Annotated in this window: 16 protein-coding genes; 6 read left to right on the top strand and 10 right to left on the bottom strand. The window is 49.2% G+C overall.

Translation table 11 applies throughout. From position 1 onward, the window contains the following. On the bottom strand, positions 1–1,305 hold the full coding sequence (locus tag C5O22_RS04780; RefSeq protein WP_132780059.1) for a TrkH family potassium uptake protein: 1,305 nt from the start codon (positions 1,303–1,305) through the stop codon (positions 1–3). Beyond that, positions 1,283–2,968: a sigma-54 interaction domain-containing protein gene (locus C5O22_RS04775; protein ID WP_165910406.1), complete on the bottom strand. Its 1,686-nt coding sequence runs from the start codon at positions 2,966–2,968 to the stop codon at positions 1,283–1,285. Before C5O22_RS04775 ends, C5O22_RS04780 begins: the two co-directional genes overlap by 23 nt. Positions 2,969–3,161: 193 nt before the next feature. Between C5O22_RS04775 and C5O22_RS04770 the strand changes: the two genes are divergently transcribed. The 3 genes from C5O22_RS04770 (at position 3,162) to C5O22_RS04760 (ending at position 4,539) form a co-directional block, all read left to right on the top strand. Beyond that, complete coding sequence (locus C5O22_RS04770) at positions 3,162–3,809, top strand: peroxiredoxin (protein ID WP_132780058.1); 648 nt, start codon at positions 3,162–3,164, stop codon at positions 3,807–3,809. A 188-nt stretch (positions 3,810–3,997) separates the two neighbouring features. Further along, the gene (locus C5O22_RS04765; RefSeq protein WP_207895347.1) at positions 3,998–4,174 is read left to right on the top strand and encodes a heparan-alpha-glucosaminide N-acetyltransferase domain-containing protein; all 177 of its coding nucleotides are present in this window, start codon (positions 3,998–4,000) and stop codon (positions 4,172–4,174) included. Next, positions 4,150–4,539, top strand: coding sequence for a TrkA C-terminal domain-containing protein (locus C5O22_RS04760; RefSeq protein ID WP_165910405.1), 390 nt, complete (start codon positions 4,150–4,152; stop codon positions 4,537–4,539). The genes C5O22_RS04765 and C5O22_RS04760 overlap by 25 nt, the downstream gene beginning before the upstream one ends. 183 nt (positions 4,540–4,722) lie before the next feature. Here the strand turns inward: C5O22_RS04760 and C5O22_RS04755 are convergent, their stop codons facing one another. Continuing rightward, positions 4,723–5,562, bottom strand: coding sequence for an AraC family transcriptional regulator (locus tag C5O22_RS04755; RefSeq protein WP_132780055.1), 840 nt, complete (start codon positions 5,560–5,562; stop codon positions 4,723–4,725). Between the two features lie 101 nt (positions 5,563–5,663). Between C5O22_RS04755 and xylB the strand changes: the two genes are divergently transcribed. The 3 genes from xylB to C5O22_RS04740 all read left to right on the top strand — a co-directional run bounded on the left by xylB (position 5,664) and on the right by C5O22_RS04740 (position 10,558). Then, entirely contained in the window at positions 5,664–7,151 is a 1,488-nt protein-coding gene (xylB, locus tag C5O22_RS04750; RefSeq protein ID WP_132780054.1) for a xylulokinase, read from the top strand. 144 nt (positions 7,152–7,295) lie between these two features. Then, positions 7,296–8,642: a xylose isomerase gene (gene xylA, locus C5O22_RS04745; RefSeq protein ID WP_132780053.1), complete on the top strand. Its 1,347-nt coding sequence runs from the start codon at positions 7,296–7,298 to the stop codon at positions 8,640–8,642. Positions 8,643–8,734: 92 nt separating this feature from the next. After that, complete coding sequence (locus C5O22_RS04740; RefSeq protein ID WP_132780052.1) at positions 8,735–10,558, top strand: ABC transporter ATP-binding protein; 1,824 nt, start codon at positions 8,735–8,737, stop codon at positions 10,556–10,558. A gap of 96 nt (positions 10,559–10,654) precedes the next feature. On the opposite strand, the gene C5O22_RS04735 is transcribed toward C5O22_RS04740, so the two are convergent. From C5O22_RS04735 to C5O22_RS04705, 7 genes are all read right to left on the bottom strand, one after another. Further along, the gene (locus tag C5O22_RS04735; RefSeq protein WP_132780051.1) at positions 10,655–12,043 is read right to left on the bottom strand and encodes an MlaD family protein; all 1,389 of its coding nucleotides are present in this window, start codon (positions 12,041–12,043) and stop codon (positions 10,655–10,657) included. Further along, on the bottom strand, positions 12,040–12,810 hold the full coding sequence (locus tag C5O22_RS04730; RefSeq protein WP_132780050.1) for an ABC transporter ATP-binding protein: 771 nt from the start codon (positions 12,808–12,810) through the stop codon (positions 12,040–12,042). The genes C5O22_RS04735 and C5O22_RS04730 overlap by 4 nt, the downstream gene beginning before the upstream one ends. 3 nt (positions 12,811–12,813) lie before the next feature. Beyond that, positions 12,814–13,605: an MlaE family ABC transporter permease gene (locus C5O22_RS04725; protein ID WP_132780049.1), complete on the bottom strand. Its 792-nt coding sequence runs from the start codon at positions 13,603–13,605 to the stop codon at positions 12,814–12,816. A gap of 24 nt (positions 13,606–13,629) precedes the next feature. Next, positions 13,630–14,556, bottom strand: a complete 927-nt coding sequence (locus C5O22_RS04720; RefSeq protein ID WP_165910404.1) for a tetratricopeptide repeat protein — start codon at positions 14,554–14,556, stop codon at positions 13,630–13,632. A 146-nt stretch (positions 14,557–14,702) separates the two neighbouring features. Beyond that, complete coding sequence (locus C5O22_RS04715) at positions 14,703–15,830, bottom strand: MlaD family protein (RefSeq protein ID WP_132780047.1); 1,128 nt, start codon at positions 15,828–15,830, stop codon at positions 14,703–14,705. Between the two features lie 6 nt (positions 15,831–15,836). Further along, on the bottom strand, positions 15,837–16,616 hold the full coding sequence (locus C5O22_RS04710; RefSeq protein ID WP_132780046.1) for an ABC transporter ATP-binding protein: 780 nt from the start codon (positions 16,614–16,616) through the stop codon (positions 15,837–15,839). Further along, complete coding sequence (locus C5O22_RS04705; RefSeq protein ID WP_243692867.1) at positions 16,613–17,398, bottom strand: ABC transporter permease; 786 nt, start codon at positions 17,396–17,398, stop codon at positions 16,613–16,615. The genes C5O22_RS04710 and C5O22_RS04705 overlap by 4 nt, the downstream gene beginning before the upstream one ends. Between the last annotated feature and the right edge of the window lie 190 nt (positions 17,399–17,588).

The following is a 17,588-nucleotide window of genomic DNA, read 5'->3' as shown; positions in this document are numbered from 1 at the left end:
CTATCCTAGTAATACCTGTCCAACGGGATAACTGATAGGATATTCCTTTTGTTTCCTTTTAGGAAAGGCCATGGCTACAAGGCCAAGACGACCAGCGAACATGGTACAGATAATTACCAGTTTTCCCATGTCGCTTAATTGACTTGTGATTCCCAGAGAAAGTCCTACGGTCCCAAAGGCTGAAACAACTTCGAACACAATGCCATCAAAATCAAGTCCTCGGGGCCCTTCGATGATACTCAATAGCAGGATGTTCGCCATCAGAAGCAAAAGGGCCTTTAAAAAATAGGTCATCGCATTGTGAAGGGTGTTTGCAGGAATTCGATGATGGCGGAATATGATGTCTCCCTGGGAATCGGGTTTGCGACCAATGAGGAGCGCTATTACGAATACCGTGGTAAGCTTAATACCGCCGGCGATAGAGCCGGGCCCTGCCCCAATAAACATATAAAAGATGGTGAGTATTTTTGAAGGGGTTGAGTACATCACCTGGGGTCTTGCATCAAAACCCGCCGTACGGGGGGTGATGGATTGAAAGAGTGCTTCTAACAAGGTTATGCCCCGGGGGTATTCTAAAAGGTAAAACAGACCCGTTCCCCCTGCTATGAAAAGAAGCGTCATGCCCAAGACAACCTTGCTGTGATAGCTAAGATAGCGCTTTTTACCTTTTAACCGTTGCATAATGTCCTGAAGAACGATAAAACCAAGGCCGCCGCTAATAATAAGAAACATAACAACCCCCAAAATGAAAGGGTTGTTTCGAAATCGGGTAAGGCTGTCGGGGAAGAGGCTAAATCCAGCGTTGCAAAAGGCGGAGATGGCGTGGAAAATCCCCGCATACATCCAGTTTTTTTCTCCGGCAGCGCGAAAAAGAAGGGCCAAAAAAAAGGCACCCCCGCTTTCGATGACCAGAGTATAGAGTAGAATCGTTTTTAGAATTCGTTCCGGCCGATATTCTACGCCTTCGATAAAGTAGCTTTTTACGGTGTTCAGTCGTCGTAAGGGTAACCGGGCTCCGGGGATAATCATCTGAATTGAGGTAAAGGTTATAATTCCGAGCCCACCCAGTTGAATAAAAAGAAGAATTACCAGTTGGCCGTACAAAGAGAACCGAGAAGTATCCACTGTAACGAGGCCGGTTACACACACCGCACTGGTAATCGTGAAAAGGGCGTCCACAAAAGAAAGGGTGCTTTTGTTCCGTAAGGCGAGGCCTGGTAAAAGAAGGAGAGCGGTTCCTATTCCGATGAGGAGCAGAAAAAAGAACACGAGATTCCAGGCATCAGAAGCGGTGTTTGATTTCATAGGTGTGGATCCCTAGTTTTTTCATTTTACTCTGGAGGGTGCTGGGTTTCAATCCGAGGATCTCCGCCGCGCCACCTCTGCCGTAAATTTTCCCGCCACTCGCTTTGAGGGCCTGGAGAATATGGGCCCTCAGGGCTTCATCGAGAGGAGACACTGTTTTGGGTTCGTAAGAGGGTGTCGGTAGGACTGAAGGAGTGCCAGATGTTTCCTGTGGTCCTTCTTTTCCTGATCCAATGTCTGGACCGAACGCGGTGGGTTCCTTTTTTCCTGTGAGAGAGGCTTGGTTTCCACGGGTTTCTGCCTCCTTTGAGAACCGTGAAGGGAAAACAGAAGGATTCTCTACGGTCAGGTGAAGAGGTTCTATGAGTCCTCCCCTGGCAAGAATGGCTACCCGTTCAATGGCGTTTCGTAACTGGCGGACATTTCCAGGCCAACTCTGGGCTAAGATGTATTCCAGCGCAGCGGGAGATAACCGAAGTTTTTCGAAGCCCGTTCGTTTTCTGATAAGGGAGACAAAATAATCGGCCAGTAAAACCGCATCCTGGTCGCGTTCCCGCAGGGGGGGTAATATAATAGGGAATACATTAAGGCGGTAATAGAGATCTTCCCGGAATCGGCCCTCTGCGAGGGCTTTTTCAAGGGATACATTTGTGGCTGCGATGATCCGTACTTTTACCGAAATAGTTCGTTCCCCTCCCAATCGTTCAAAGGTTCCTTCCTGCAGGACCCGCAATAATTTAGGTTGTAATTCGAGGGGGAGATCTCCCACTTCATCCAGAAAAAGGCTGCCCCCATGGGCCATTTCAAAGCGTCCCCGTCGCTGGGCCACGGCACCGGAAAAGGCTCCCTTTTCATGGCCGAATAGTTCGCTTTCCGCCAGGGTTGGGGCCAGGGCGGAACAATTCATCGTTACAAAGGGGCCATCCGCTACCGCCGAGAGTTGATGGATTTTTCGAGCCACCTGTTCTTTCCCTGTGCCGGTTTCTCCGAGCAAAAGGACGGGAACTTCCGTGGCTGCCACCAGGCGAATCATATCGAGCACCCGTTGCCAGGCGGTGGAACTTCCGACCAGATCTTTAAATATGTCCGTGTTTCCTTGAAGCAGGCGGTTCCGTTCATGAAGTAGGTTCTGTACTTTGCTGTAAAAGACCCGGGAGGTATCGGATTGCACCATGGAAACTGAAATGAGCTTTGAAATGGTTCGAACAAAACGAACTATGCCCGGAGTAAATTTGCCGCACTGGCGATGATCCAGCGTAAGTAAGCCTACCGGTTGGCTGTCCACATAGAGGGGAGCCACCAAACAGGAATGCCCTTCAGGAAGATCAAGAATGTCGTAATAGGTATCAAGATGTTCTGCGCTTTCGTCGAACAGGTGGGGCTCTTTTTGTTCCAGGATCTCCTGGAGGTCCCGTCGGTGAGAAAGGGGAATGGTATATCCCTCTAAACGGGGGGTGTAGAGGGGGCCTACTGCCTTGCGGACCCGTAATTGTTTGTAGTCTTCAAGACTTAAGACCACCGCCAGCTCATATTCAATGAGTTCCCCCAGGGCTTGGAGAACGATTTCCATGGTTCGTTCTGGGGTAAGGAGCGGCACCACTAGGGGACTCTCTGTGTTTTTGGTGTTTTCTGATGAAACTGAAATATCGTTGTTCACCGTCATAGCGGTATGATATATCGATATTTCGGTGAATTGCAAGCCCTATCAGGTAAGATTTTTTGTTTCATTTATTTATTTTCTTGTTTTAATATGAATTACTTTCTTCTTGATGGTTGGAATGTTTTGGCACAGCTTTTGCAATATATAAAGTGCCTTGTTAGAGGCTTTTAACAAATAAGGTAAGGAGTTAGTATCTATGGAACCACAAAATTTTCACATGCCCCTCTTGGGAGATGATTTTCCCGAGATAACCGTTCAAACAACCCAGGGGGTATTGAATTTACCGAAGGATCTTAAAGGATCCTGGTTTGTTCTTTTTAGTCACCCCGCCGATTTTACGCCCGTATGTACCACCGAATTCGTAGCATTTCAGGATGTGGCCGGTGAGTTTGAAAAACTAGGGGTAAAACTCATTGGGATGTCCGTGGATCAGGTGTTTAGCCACATTAAGTGGGTGGAATGGATTAAAGAAAAGCTGGGTGTTCAAATTACCTTCCCTGTGGCCGCAGCGAACGATGCAATTGCGAATAAGTTAGGCATGTTACATCCTGGCAAAGGGACCAATACGGTTCGGGCCGTTTTTGTGGTAGACCCCGAGGGGAAAGTACGTCTTGTTCTTTACTATCCTCAGGAAATTGGCCGGAATATTGATGAGGTCCTGCGGGCAGTAAAGGCCCTCCAGGTTTCTGATAAAAATGGCGTGGCTGTTCCCGCCAACTGGCCCAATAACCGGCTTATTAAGGATCGGGTTATTATTCCACCGCCTAAGACTGTCCAGGATGCGACAGAACGACTCAAGAAGTATGAAGGCTATGATTGGTGGTTCTGTCATAAAAGTTTATAACGAATAAATCGTAGTGGGTGCGGAGTCCCTTGTGGGCTCCGCTTTATTTTTTTAAGTCGATAGAAAAAATAGAGTCGCCGCAAATTAAAAGGTTTTCATATTTTAGTTCTCTCTGTAAGCTTCCTTTTCCTTGACATTCCTGGACTGACCGATAGAATAGTCATATCTCTTTAAAGCAAGGAGTTCTGGTGGCCACAATACTCTTACTTTTTGGGATTCTTTTTATTATTGCCATGATTTTTAGCCGCTTAAGCGAAAAAATAGGAATTCCGGTTCTTCTTATTTTTCTGGGAATTGGAATTCTTTTTGGCAGCGATGTGTTCAATACACCTACCCTCTGGTGGCGGGGAAAGATCAGGGAATAGTGTTTAATGTGGTCTTCTTTGTGGTGCTTATTTCCTCTCTGGTCCAGGGGCTTTCTCTGGGGCCCCTTGCTCGGGCGCTGCGCCTTACTACCGTAAAACGGGCAGAGCCCTCCCACATCGTGGAACTCCATTCGCTCAAAGAGAGCGATGTAGAATTGTTAGAGTTTCATATTCAACAGGATTCCCAGGGGGCCTATAAAAGAATCGCGGATCTCGGTCTCGGTGACCAGGGATTGATTAGCGCCATTATCCGGCAGGACCGTCTCGTGCTTCCCAAAGGAAGAACCGTCTTAGAACCGGGAGACATTGTATATGTCATGGTTCCGTGCGATCAAATTCAGGGGGTTAAGAAACATTTGGGGTAAATATTTCTCGAATGAAAAGGAAGGGTTATTTCTCAACAACAAAAACAGGAATACCGGGTTCTGATTGTCAGTCCGTAGATGTTGAGTCCTGACTATCGGGCCCTGGCTACCAGTCTGTGGATGTCGAGCTCCTAACTGCCGGCCCAGGCCGGGGATATCGGCCCAGAGAAAGGCGTGCTTGGATTAACTGCTTTTTTCCCCGATGGTTTGGGTGTAAGTAAGGCGATATTCCTGAGGGGAAAGACCAGTACATTTTTTAAAAACCCGGGAAAAATGGAAGGGATTTTCGAACCCAAAGGTTTCAGAAATATCCTGAATATGGAGTCTGGTTTGCAAAAGATACCCTGCGGCGGCTTCTATTTTAAGACGGGTAAAGTATTGAAATGGGGACATCCCCAGGGCCTGTTTGAAGAGTCGGATAAAGTGTTCTTCCGAAATCCCCAGGTGTTCCGCTATTTCCCGTGAACTGAGTTTTTGTTTTATCTCCCGCTGCATAATCTTAAGGGCCCCTTCGATGTAAACGGTGCTTGTAGATAGATGGGCTTGCCCTGTGTCAGGACTTTCTCCGAACCACCGATAGATAAGGCTCAATAATAGATATTCCGCCGCATGGTTCCGACTTTCGTCGGAAGAACGGGAAAGGTGATACAACTCTTCTGCTAAAAAGTGATCCCGCCCTTCAATGGCAACAAAGGGCCGATTGCGGAGTATTCGGTTCCCTAACACACTGAGGGCATGCTTGTCATGGGGCGATTGAGGATCCCCTTCAAACAAGAAGGCATAGTAACTAATCGGTTTTTTGACATCCTGGGGGACAATAGAATGAAATTCCCGGGGCCGGGTAATAAATACCCGTCGGGGTTCGATGCGATGTTTTGTCCGGTTACAGAGGAATGTTCCATCTCCTTCCAGAAATACATGGAATTCGTATTCTCCCCGGTTGTGGGCATGATAGCGTCCATGCCAAGCGAGGCGGTCTCCCCCTACCAAGCGATAGACGTACACCGCATCTTTCAATTTCATATCTAAAAAATATCAATAATAGATATGTTAGGTCAATCAGACATATGGTGTTTTGACGAAAAGCCCCGTATGGTATAACCAGGAAGTAAGGGGGATGGTTCATGAAAACGGTCTGTGGAATTGATTTGGGAACCCAAAGTTGCAAAGTGGTGGTGTACGACTATGAGCAAAAAAGGGTGGTCCAAAAAGCGAGTGCTCCACTTGAGTTGATAGCCCGCAACGATGGAAGTCGGGAACAAGAAGCGGACTGGTATGATAATGCCCTGCGGCAGTGTTTTAACCAGATTAGCCCCGAAAATCGGGCGAGCATTGTCGCCCTGGGGGTATCGGGACAACAGCATGGCTTTGTTCCTCTCGATGGAGAAGGGAAACCCCTGTATCAGGTAAAGCTCTGGTGTGATACCTCTACGGCGAAGGAATGTGAAGAACTGACGGCGGCTGCGGGGGGAGAAGCGGCTCTTTTAAAAGAGACGGGGCTCTTGATGTTACCGGGGTACACGGCCCCCAAAATCTATTGGCTTAAAAAGCATAAGCCGGAACTGTATGCGAAATTGCGCCATGTTCTGTTGCCCCATGATTACCTTAATTTCCTTTTAACGGGAAATTATGTAGCCGAATACGGTGATGCGTCGGGGACAGCCCTCTTTGATGTTCGTAATCGTCGATGGTCTGAAAAAATATGTGCCCTTATTGATCCTCATCTTATTGAATATTTACCGCCCCTTATTGAAAGTCACGCTATGGCTGGAACCGTTTCGGCGGAGGCGGCAAAGAAATATGGTATCCCCGAAGGAGCCCTGGTTGCTTCAGGTGGGGGAGATAACATGATGGGGGCCATCGGGACGGGGACGGTGGAAGACGGCTTTTTAACTATGAGCCTGGGGACTTCAGGGACCCTCTATGGATATTCCGATAGTCCTGTGGTAGATCCCGAGGGGAATCTGGCGGCCTTCTGTTCTTCTACCGGTGGGTGGTTGCCTCTTCTGTGTACCATGAACTGTACCGTGGCCAGCGAAGAGTTCCGCCAACTCTTTGGGATGAATGTGCGGGAATTTGATACCGTGGCGGCTGCGGCCCCGATTGGCGCTGAGGGGGTTGTGGTGCTTCCTTTCTTTAACGGGGAGCGAACGCCGAACCTTCCCAACGGAAGGGCAAGTCTTTTGGGGCTGACCCAGGCGAATTTTAGGCGTGAGAATATCGCCCGGGCTACCCTTGAATCGGCTATCTTTGGAATGCGTATTGGCCTTGAATCTTTTAAAAAGCTTCAATTTAAAGCCCGGGAGATCCGGCTTATCGGCGGTGGTGCAAAGAGTCCTCTGTGGCGGTCGATTGTGGCCAATGTGATGGGGCTGCCGGTCCGGGTTCCCGAAAGCGATGAAGCTGCAGCTATGGGTGCTGCAATTCAAGCCCTCTGGTGCCTTGAGCGGTCCGCTGGCTTATCCACCACCATCAAGGATCTTTGTGCCGCCCATGTTCGGGTCGATGGGGGATTAACCGTAGAACCCGATCCGGCGCAGGTTCAGGCGTACAACGAAGCCTATGGTCAGTATAGCAAGTATTTGGCGGCCCTGGCTCCGTTGTATCGGTAGGGATGGTGAAAGGCGCCTCGCTAGCCTGAGGGCGCCTGCGGTATGAGTAAAGCGGGGCCACCCTTTGAAGAAAAGGGGCCCCATAAAAAGGGATAGTGCTGGGGTGAAAGCCCCCTATCAATATAGAGATTATGGAGGTATACGATGGCAGAGTATTTTGTAGGAAATAAGGAATATTTCCCCGGTATTGGAAAGATAAAGTACGAAGGGCCCAAGAGCGATAATCCCCTGGCCTTTAAGTACTACAATCCGGACAAGAAAGTAGGCAATAAGACCATGAAGGAGCACCTCCGCTTCGCCGTGGCCTATTGGCACAGTTTCTGTGGTGACGGCACGGATATGTTTGGCGCCGCAACCCAGAAACAACCCTGGAAGCTCGATGCCAAGACCCCCATGGAAGGGGCGGAGCACAAACTGGATGCGGCCTTTGAGTTTATCACCAAATTGGGCGCCGAGTTCTATTGCTTCCATGATCGGGATATTGCGCCGGAAGGAGCTACCCCCGCGGAAAGCGAAAAGAACCTGATGGCCATTGTGGCTAAGGCCAAGGAACGCCAGAAAGCCACGGGCGTAAAACTTCTCTGGGGTACGGCGAACCTCTTTTCCAATCCCCGCTTCATGAATGGGGCCGCTACCAACCCCGATTTTGCCGTGGTGGCCCATGCGGCGGCCCAGGTAAAAGCCGCCATTGATGCCACTATCGAACTTGATGGACAGGGCTATGTATTCTGGGGTGGCCGGGAAGGCTATATGTCCCTCCTCAATACGGACCTGAAACGGGAAAAAGAACACCTGGCCCGTTTCCTCATTATGGCCCGGGACTATGCCCGCAGCCGGGGCTTTAAAGGAACCTTCTATATTGAACCCAAGCCCATGGAGCCCAGCAAGCATCAGTATGATTTCGATGTAGAAACCGTGGCGGGCTTCCTGCGCTACTATGGCCTTGATAAGGATTTCAAGATGAATATCGAGGCAAACCATGCCGAACTGGCGGGACACGATTTCCAGCACGAACTGGAGACCGCAGTGGCCATGGGGCTCTTTGGTTCCGTGGATGCTAACCGAGGGGATCCCCGCAATGGGTGGGATACGGACCAGTTCCCCATGAGTTATTACGAAACCACCCTGGCAATGCTAGCCATTCTTAAGGCAGGGGGCTTTACCACCGGCGGCCTTAACTTTGATGCCCACATCCGGCGCAACTCGGTAGATCCGGCAGACCTCTTTATTGCCCATATCGGTGGTATGGACGCTTTTGCGGTGGGGCTCGAGGTAGCCTACCGAATTCAGCAGGAAGGAAAACTTGCGGCCTTTATTAAGGATCGCTATAGCTCCTTTGATACCGCCGATGGTCAGCGCTTTGAAAAGGGCCAGATGAAGCTGGAAGAACTGGCTGCCCTGGCAAAGGATTACGGCACGGTAGGATTTACCAGTGGCAAACAGGAATACCTGGAAAATCTGTTGAATCAATACTTATTGACAACAGTGTAATACAACATACAAGCCTCCTCTTGGGGCAAGGTGCTTCTTCTCTTCCTCCGGGGCACCTTGCCTTTCTTTTTTCCCTTGTATAGTATGGTTTTATGTCTATTTTAAACCGTTCAGGCCAGGGGGCCGCCAGTTTTAGCCATGAGTTTTATTTTAATAAAAAACATCCGGTAAAAACCTTTTATCACTTCTTTGATCGGGAACAAAAGAATCTAGCCCTGGCGGCTTTGTTCTTTATTATTAAACATTCCCCGGTGTGGGCCATGCCGGTAGTTACGGCCAATATCATCACCGCTTTGAGTAAAGCGGTAACCCAGGGGACGGTAGGTATTGGAGAAATTCGGGTAATACTTATCAACCTTGGGGTTATTGCGTTTCTGGTGCTCCAAAACATCCCGACCCAGAGCCTTTTTATTTATTTTCTTGCTACGTCGGTGCGAGAAATCGAAGGGTCCCTCCGTCTTTCCCTTGTGCGAAAGTTGCAACAGCTTTCTTTTTCGTTTCATGACCGATACCATTCGGGGGCCATTCAGTCAAAGGTGCTCCGGGATGTGGAGTCGATTCGTAACCTTATCATGCTGAGCATGAATAGCCTTTTACCTGCCCTGGTGACCTTTTTGTTTGCCCTCTGGATGACCCTTTCCAAACAGCCCTTGCTGACGGTGGTCTTTGTTGTTTCTATGCCTATTGCCGTCCTGGTAATCAAGGTGTTCCGGGGTAAGATGCGGGAAACCAATGCGATCCTCCGGCAGGACATGGAAAAGATGAACGAACACCTGACGGAAATGATAGAAATGATCCCCGTCACCCGGGCCCATGGGCTTGAGCGGATGGAAATAGCAAAACTGGAAAAACAATTTTCGGTAATCCAGGTAAATGGGGTTAAACTCGATGTGGTAAGTGCCGTCTTTGGGGCTATCAACTGGGTTATTTTTCAGCTTCTCCAGGTATTGTGTCTGGCGGTTACTATTCCCTTTGCGCTCCAGGGAAAGATTGGTGTTGGGGATGTGGTCCTTTTTCAGGGCTTATATGGGGCAGTGCTGAATGCGGTAAGTACCATCTTGAATGTATATCCCGAACTTGAGCGGGGAATAGAGGCAATTAACTCGATTGGAGAAATTCTAGAAGATCCCGAAGTAGAAGAAAACGAAGGGAAGCTCGTGGTACAAAACGTTCAGGGAAACATCGATTTTAAAAATGTGTATTTTTCGTATCCCGGGACAACGGAACATGCGGTTCAGGATTTTACGCTTTCTATCACCGCGGGTCAGTCAGTAGCCTTCGTAGGAGCCAGTGGTTCAGGAAAATCTACCTTGATGCAGCTTGTCCTCGGGCTTCGCCGACCAAATCAGGGCGCTATTTTTCTGGATGGGAAGGACCTCTCCACACTGGATATGCGGACGGTCCGGCATCATGTGTCGGTGGTTCCCCAGTCGGTGATTCTTTTTTCGGGGACCATTCGGGAGAATATAACCTATGGCCTTAAGGAGTTTTCAGAAGAGCAATTGATTGAAGCGGCCCGCATGGCCAATGCGCTGGAGTTTATCGAACAATTACCCAAAGGGTTTGATACCCCTATTGGTGAATACGGTTCCCGGCTATCGGGGGGCCAGCGACAACGGATTGCTATTGCCCGGGCTCTGATCAGAAATCCCCGGATTCTCATCCTGGACGAGGCTACCAGTGCCCTGGATGTGGCTTCGGAACGGCAGGTTCAGATCGCCATTGAGCAGAGCATGCGGGGTAGGACCACCCTGATTGTGGCGCACCGGCTTTCCACGATTCGCCATGCGGACCTGGTGGTGGTGCTTGAGCGGGGACGGCTTGTGGAAATGGGAACCTATCGGGAACTGGTGCAGAAAGATGGCTTTTTTAGCAGACTGGTGGCCCTCGATGAATCGCCGGTGATCCGGAATTAGTTTTACTACAGTGGAGGAAATAGGGGGCGCCGTTCTCCTTACAGTTCCGGTGATCCGACATGGCGTGGCTCCCCTGGTTTTTCCCTCATGAAGTTTTTATCTTTGTCCGGCGAGAGAGAAAAGTCCCACGAGACTTCGAATTTCTTCGTCCGTAAAACGAAGCCCCGTTCCTACAAAGAAATCCCGCTCGCTGGAAAGACTGTTCTGGATACCTCCATACAGGTATATCCAGTTCCAGAACTTGTCTGAGTGGGGATCAAAAAGGGGATAAACCGTGATGGTCCCCCGAAGGTTAGGTAGTTTTTCTTTCTGGAAATTATAGAGATCCGTGCGAATTTGAAACCATCGAGTTGGTTCTATGGCGAAACCGAGGCCCGCGGTGTTTTCTATAAGGCCCCCATGAAGGGTTACCATGCCAAGTTTTCGGCCAATTTCGGCAGAAACCAGGGCAGACTGTTGTCCTGTGGGATCGCTATCTACGCCGATGCGATAATACCGGTCTCGTTTTCGTGGGATAAGTTGAATCGCCGCTCCCCCTTGGAAGGTCCCATTCCCGATGGCATACCGGGCCTGACTATCAATCTGGACTTCCAGCCTGTTTACCTGGGAAACCAAATTCCCCGCATCCACCACCACCGTATTTGTGTTATTCGCCAGGGTCTGAATGCTTTCTATTGTGGCTTCCAGTTTTGCCGCGGCGGCTTCCGTTTCGCGGGCTGTGGCAAGTAAGGAATTGTAAAGTTCTTCGTCGTACAGTAATTTTCCTATCGACCCCTGACCCTGACGTATTTCTTCGGTAATAGCCCGTAGGTTCTCTAAAGACTGACGGAGTTCGGTGAGAGAAACAGTGACATCTTTTTCGCGTTCTGCGAGGATTCGTTCTACCTGTTCCGAAATAGTTGCCGAAGCTTCGAGGATACGGGAAACCCGTTCAAGCTGTTGTTCTGTTTGGGCATCGATCTTCCGTGCGATGGAGTTAAAGGTTTCAAGGGAAACCGCGAGGAGAGCCATCTGCCGTTCCTGGAATTCCTTGAGTATCTGGTTGAGTTGGCGGCTCAGGTCTTGCACCGAATTCATGATAGCAGAGGTATCCGCCATGGAGGGTGCTGCTTCGATGGTACTTCCCTCTTTTAGGATGGGACTAAGTTCTGTTCCTGGACTAAGAGCCAGTATGGAGGTCCCTAAAATAGAAGAGGCCCGGCGGTGAATTACCGCATCCTGGCGAAGTTCCACGTTTTTTAGAAATGCCACTTTTAAAATGGCCTTGTCATCTTTAATAGTAATGGACTGAATTTTACCTACCGGAACTCCTGCAAGGTATACCTTCGAATTGGTAGTAAGTCCCGTGGCATCGTCAATAATTACTTGATATACCTTAGTATTAAGGTCATTAAACCCATCGGTGGAGCGTACAATGTAGACAGTACCGGCGGTCCCGATACCGATAAAGAAAAGTCCAATTTTAAGGTAATTCGACCATTTCATGAAGCTGCACCAACCTTGACTTTTAGTTCTCCAAAAGACAACCGGATAAAGTCCTGCACAATCGGTTCATTGGATCGGGCTACCTCCTCAGGACTCCCATCTGCTACTATTATACCCTGATGAAGCACCGAAATCTTATCCGCCACCCGGAACGCCGCCGGTATATCGTGGGTGATGATGATACAGGTAACGTTCAGTTCCCTGTTAACCCGGCGCACCAGCTGATAGATGGTATCCGAAAGAACCGGATCAAGACCGGTGGTGGGCTCATCAAAAAAGAGAACATCCGGTCGCATGATAAGAGCCCGGGCCACCCCTACCCGTTTCCGCATTCCCCCGGAAAGATCCGCCGGATGCAACTGTTCAATGCCTGGCAGTTCAATCCAGTCGAGCATTTCTTCGACCCGCTTTTTTATTTCTGCCTGATTTTTGATACCCAATACCTCTGTCAGAGGAAAGGCCAGGTTTTCTGCCACCGTCATGGAATCGAAAAGCGCTGCGTTTTGGAAGGCATACCCAAAATGTTGTCGTACCGTGATAAGTTCGGCCTTTGAGAGGGCCGTCAATTCAATATCCTTATACCAAATTTTTCCTGCATCAATAGAAAGCATCCCCATGATGCTTTTAAATAGAACACTCTTACCGGTTCCGCTCTGACCGATGAGGGCCGAAATCGAACCTTCTTCTATGTCAAGAGAAACCCCCTGAAGAACCCTGTTTTCTCCGAAGGATTTATACACGTCCCGCACTCGAATCAACGTGGCCATCGGTTACCTCACTGCGAAAAAAAGGGGATTTAAGAACGAGGCTAAGAGGTAATCCGCTATCAAAATCGAAACGGAAGCGGTAACCACCGCTTTAGTGGCCCCATCCCCTACCCCCTTGGCACCCTGGGTTACCTGTAAACCATGAAAACAGCAAATGGTGGACACCATAAACCCCATAATGCTTGCCTTTATGAGCCCAATGTAAATGTGGGCTGGCCGTAAAACGCCAAACATGTAATCTACATACGAGGCCCCATCAATCTTATATAATCCTATAGCAATAAAAAGAGCCCCCAGTGCTCCCACTACATTAGCAAGCATTGTAAGGATAGGAAAAATTAAAAGAGATGCCACGACTCTCGGCACTACAAGGTAATGAATTGCATCCACCGACATAGACTCAAGGGCGTCGATTTGTTCTGTGACCTTCATGGTCCCCAGCTCTGCGGCCATGGCGGAACCATTCTTGGCGATCAGCATCAATGTGGTGATGATGGGGGCCAGTTCCTGCGCCATGGCCACGGCCACTGCCGCGCCAACCCCAATTTCGGCCTGAAAGGGTTGAATCAGGATAATCATCTGAAGGGCGAAGATCATGCCGATTGCGAGGCCCGCCAGCAGAATAATGGAAACCGAATTAACCCCCAGGAGTTCTATCTGTTGCAAAAAAAGATGGAAGCGAATAGGCCGACGAACAAAATAGCGGAGGACCTTCCCTACAAAGGCAACAAACACCCCCGCTTCTTCAATTTTTTGGATTATTTTTTTAAGGATGATCTGGCCCAACTCTCCCATAGGACTAGTATGGGCATTTAAAAATTACTTTTCAAGCGTCCCAAGCCGTTTTTGAATCGCCTCTACCTGGTCTTGCATTTTGATGGCTTCGTATACTGCTCTGGCCCACTCATAGTAAGTCCGGGCCGCCTCGATATTTCCTGCTTTTTCGCTTACCAGCCCCAGGGCATAGTAGGTGTTTCCAATGCCGGCTGAATTTTCTGCCCGTTTGTCATACGAAAGGGCGATAAACAGGTATTCTTGGGCCTTGTTGTAGATTCCCTTTTTTGAATACACCGAGGCGATCAAATAGTTATCAGAGGCAAGTTCAATATAAGCTTTTTCCTTTTGATCGATGCTGGCTGCCTCGTTGAAAGCTTTCAAAGCCTCATCGTATTGACCGGTGCTTCGAAGAAGAGCCCCATACAGTCGAAGTGCCCGGGCTTTATCCATGGGCCTTCGTTGTAACAGGTTGATGCAATTCCGCAATTCCGTGGCGAGGTTTTCCCCTTCCTGTGGAATTTCTGCAAGAGAGGATTCCTGAGAAAGCAATTGACGTTCTGCTCTTAAGAGCAAAGCCAGGGCAATAAGTTCTGGATCCCCTGAAAACTGGGCAATGGTCAGGGCCCGGTCCCAGTACTCATTTTTGTCTGGGTATACCCGCCCAAGCCCATCCAACGCGCGGATCCTGCCTTCGGGATCATCCACGGACGTGAAAAGCCGATAGGCCTCTTCGTAATAGCCCCGGGCTGCAGCGATTTGTCCTTCCCGCAACGCCTTAGTGCCCAGCTGAACAAGGCGTCCCGCTTCGTTTCGAACGGTGCGGTTTTCGGCGGGAGTTTTGGGGGCACTGGAACAGCTTAAATAGACAATGCCGCAAACCAAGAGGGAGCCTAACAATACGGTTTTTTTCAGAAAAACCAAGGGATTGGAGAAGGAACTTTTCTTCTCGGTAGGGATACTCTTTTTCATGCTACGAGAAGAATTGACGTGAGGTAGGAGAAAGGGGCCCGTTTTAAAAAGAAAAGCAAATCTATTTTGAACCATAAGAGTTTTTTGGAGGAGGTTTTGGGTTGCCGTAAACTGGAACGGTTCTCGAGGCATAATCTGAAACTCCTTTAGAAGTCCCCGTTACGGAGCCCCGTAGGAGCCGCCTTCGGATCTATCCGTTCAGGGATGCCTCCGCGAAGGAGAGGATTGTTTTTAAGTCCCTCAAGGACATCCTGGGCAGAAACAATGGCACTCCGAGCATCGTCAATGGTGGCGGCTATGCGGGGCATTTGGCTTGCCAGGATGGCAGTAGCCCCTTGCAGGTTGGTAAGGGCCTGTTCAATCTGGGCGAGGGAGTTATCTATCCGATTAAAGAGCTGATTGTTATCATCCAGCAAGGTTTTAAGGGAACCCTTTGGATCTAAAAGCTTTGGAACAAGGCCGGTGGGGTCCCGGAGAGCCGCTGAGGTGGCTTCCAGGTTTTTCCCAATGGAAGCCAGCGATGCCGTGGTTTTTTCTATGTCCGAAAGGACCTGCGGGATCCGGGTCCCCGTTTCTTGAAGGGCGCTCCGGATAGCAGGACCTGCTTCCTGAACGGTTTGGGAAAGGTTTTGTGTCAGGACCCGTATCTCCCCTGCCGATGTGGCTACCTCTTGTACGGTTTGTGCGAGGGGGCCGCTGCCCTTTCCTTCTAAGGCTGAATTAAGAATGGTAAGGGTTTTTTCTAGGGCCACCACCGTGGCGTTGATGTTTTCCACTAGGGGATTCACATTGGAAAGAAGACGAGTAATCGTATCGTCCTTCGGCGGCCGTTCTACGAGCCCCGCTTCAACGAGGGTCCTCCCCGCAGGGGTGTCAAAAGAGGGGATAAAACTCCCTTCTTCAAGAAGCTGAGCACTTTTGCCCGGATAAAAAAGGAGCTGATTCCCTAAACCGATAGGGCTTGTGACGAGTTCAAGGAGAGAATTTTCCGTAACCCTATCCCGATATTCCTGATAAATAATGAGGGACACATCCACCGTATTCATCTGGTTAAGACGTATCCTTTCTATTCTTCCTATCTGGAATCCTTTATAAAGAATGGGGGTTCCTACAGGAATGCCGCTTCCCGAATTAAATTGAGAAGTAAACCGATAGTCCCGGGAGAACCAGCGTTGCTTCCCACCTGCGAGGATAAGAATAAACACGAGGAGAAGCCCCGCAAGAATAACAAAGAGGCCCACAATCTGGTCGGCGTATTTAATCCGGAATTTCATGCTCTTTTAACTGTAGATGTCCCGGCTTGTCTCGTCAAGAGAGGCCTGTTCCTGACCTTTTGAACGAAGTAATCGCTGGATGTCTTTCCCAAGCCGGGGAGCAATGTTTTCCAGGGTATTAAAGTCAGCGATACCCCCATTGAATACCACACAGACATAATCGGCCAGGCGGGAAATAAGGCGATTGTCGTGACTTACCGCGACGATGGTGGTTCCCTTCTTTTTTTCTTCTAAAAGGATGTTCGTGATATGCTGGGATGATTCCATGTCCAGCGAGGAAGTCGGTTCATCCAGAAAAAGTACAGAAGGTTCATAGATGAGTGCCCGGGCCAGGGATATCAATTTTTGTTCCCCCATGGAAAGGTCCGCTGGTCGGTAGGCCAAGCTTTCATTATACCCAACCCGCTGAACTATCTCCCGAATGCGACTGTCGATTTCATTTTTGCTCAAAGAAGGAAAATGGATAGATAGGGGAATCATTAGATTATTGTAAATACTCTGATTCGCCCACAGGGCGGCATCCTGAAAAACAAAGGCGCTCTCGCTGCGGAAGTGTTGTTCTTCTGCAAGGGATGCCCTGCCAATATCAATCCCCCGGTACAGAACCTTCCCCTCGTCAGGGACAACCAGACCTGCCAGGGTTTTAAGCAAGGTGCTTTTCCCTGAGCCCGCTTTCCCGATGATAATGGTACTCATCCCTTCAGGAATAGAAAGAGAAACGTCGGTAAGAACCGGAAATTGAGCAAGGGTTACGCTGATTCGCTGAGCTTCAATAATAGTGTTCATAACTGATACGAAAGGATGGTAAGAATACCGTCTGCGATAACCAGGGCAATGAGAGAATAACTTACTGCCCGGATTCCTGCCTGGGGAACTTCAGTAGATGCCCGTTGTACCGAAAACCCCTGATAGGTGGCAATGATAGAAATGAGGGCTCCGAAGACAAGACTTTTGGTGAGCCCCGTTCCTATATCGATTATTCTGAAGGCATCCATGAGACCACCGTAGTATTCCGAAAAAGGAATGGGCCGCAGATAGCTGAGTACAATGTAGGAACCCAATAACCCGAATACATTAAAATAGATATTAAGAAAAAAAGAAGAAAGGGTAACCCCCAGGAAACGGGGGACCGCCAAATACGATATGGGGTCTATTCCTACCGAGATGTATGCTTCTATCTCATGGGAAACGACCATCCCTCCCAGTTCGGTGGCAATTGCAGTGCCTGACCGAGCGGTGATAATAAAAGCGGTAAGCAGGGGACCCAGTTCTCGGGTAATGATGGCAATAAGCAGGGTATACATGAGCCGCCCTTGTCCAAACTGGGGCAATATGGAAGAACCGATAATATTAATGGTAGCCCCAATACCAATCGCCAGGACCGTGGAAATCCCCAGAGCTTCTACCCCCGTAAAGAGGATTTGCATCACCAGAACTTTAAAAGCCACCTGACGACGTCGGAAAAAGAAAAAGGTTTCCCGCAATAATCGACCGGTAAAGCCCAGACTGTACAGGAGGCCGGTAACCTTTTCTATAACAAACCGTCCAATTAGTGAAAGGGTGTTCACATCTTTGAGTATAAGGTAGAGGGAGGGGGTTCGTAAACGGTATATCTTACGTATTCCGGTTGACCGGCATAAAAAATCCCCGTATCATACAAGGCATGCCACGGGCTGCTACTAAAAAGAGAAAAAAAGGGAATACTCCCCTCGTCGGGTGTCTGTTCTGGTTATTCCTTATCCTCCTAGTGGTAGGGCT

Origin of the sequence: Treponema sp. J25 (genome assembly GCF_004343725.1) — a bacterium.
Classification (GTDB): domain Bacteria; phylum Spirochaetota; class Spirochaetia; order Treponematales; family Breznakiellaceae; genus J25.
This window is presented reverse-complemented; position numbering and strand designations above follow the sequence as displayed.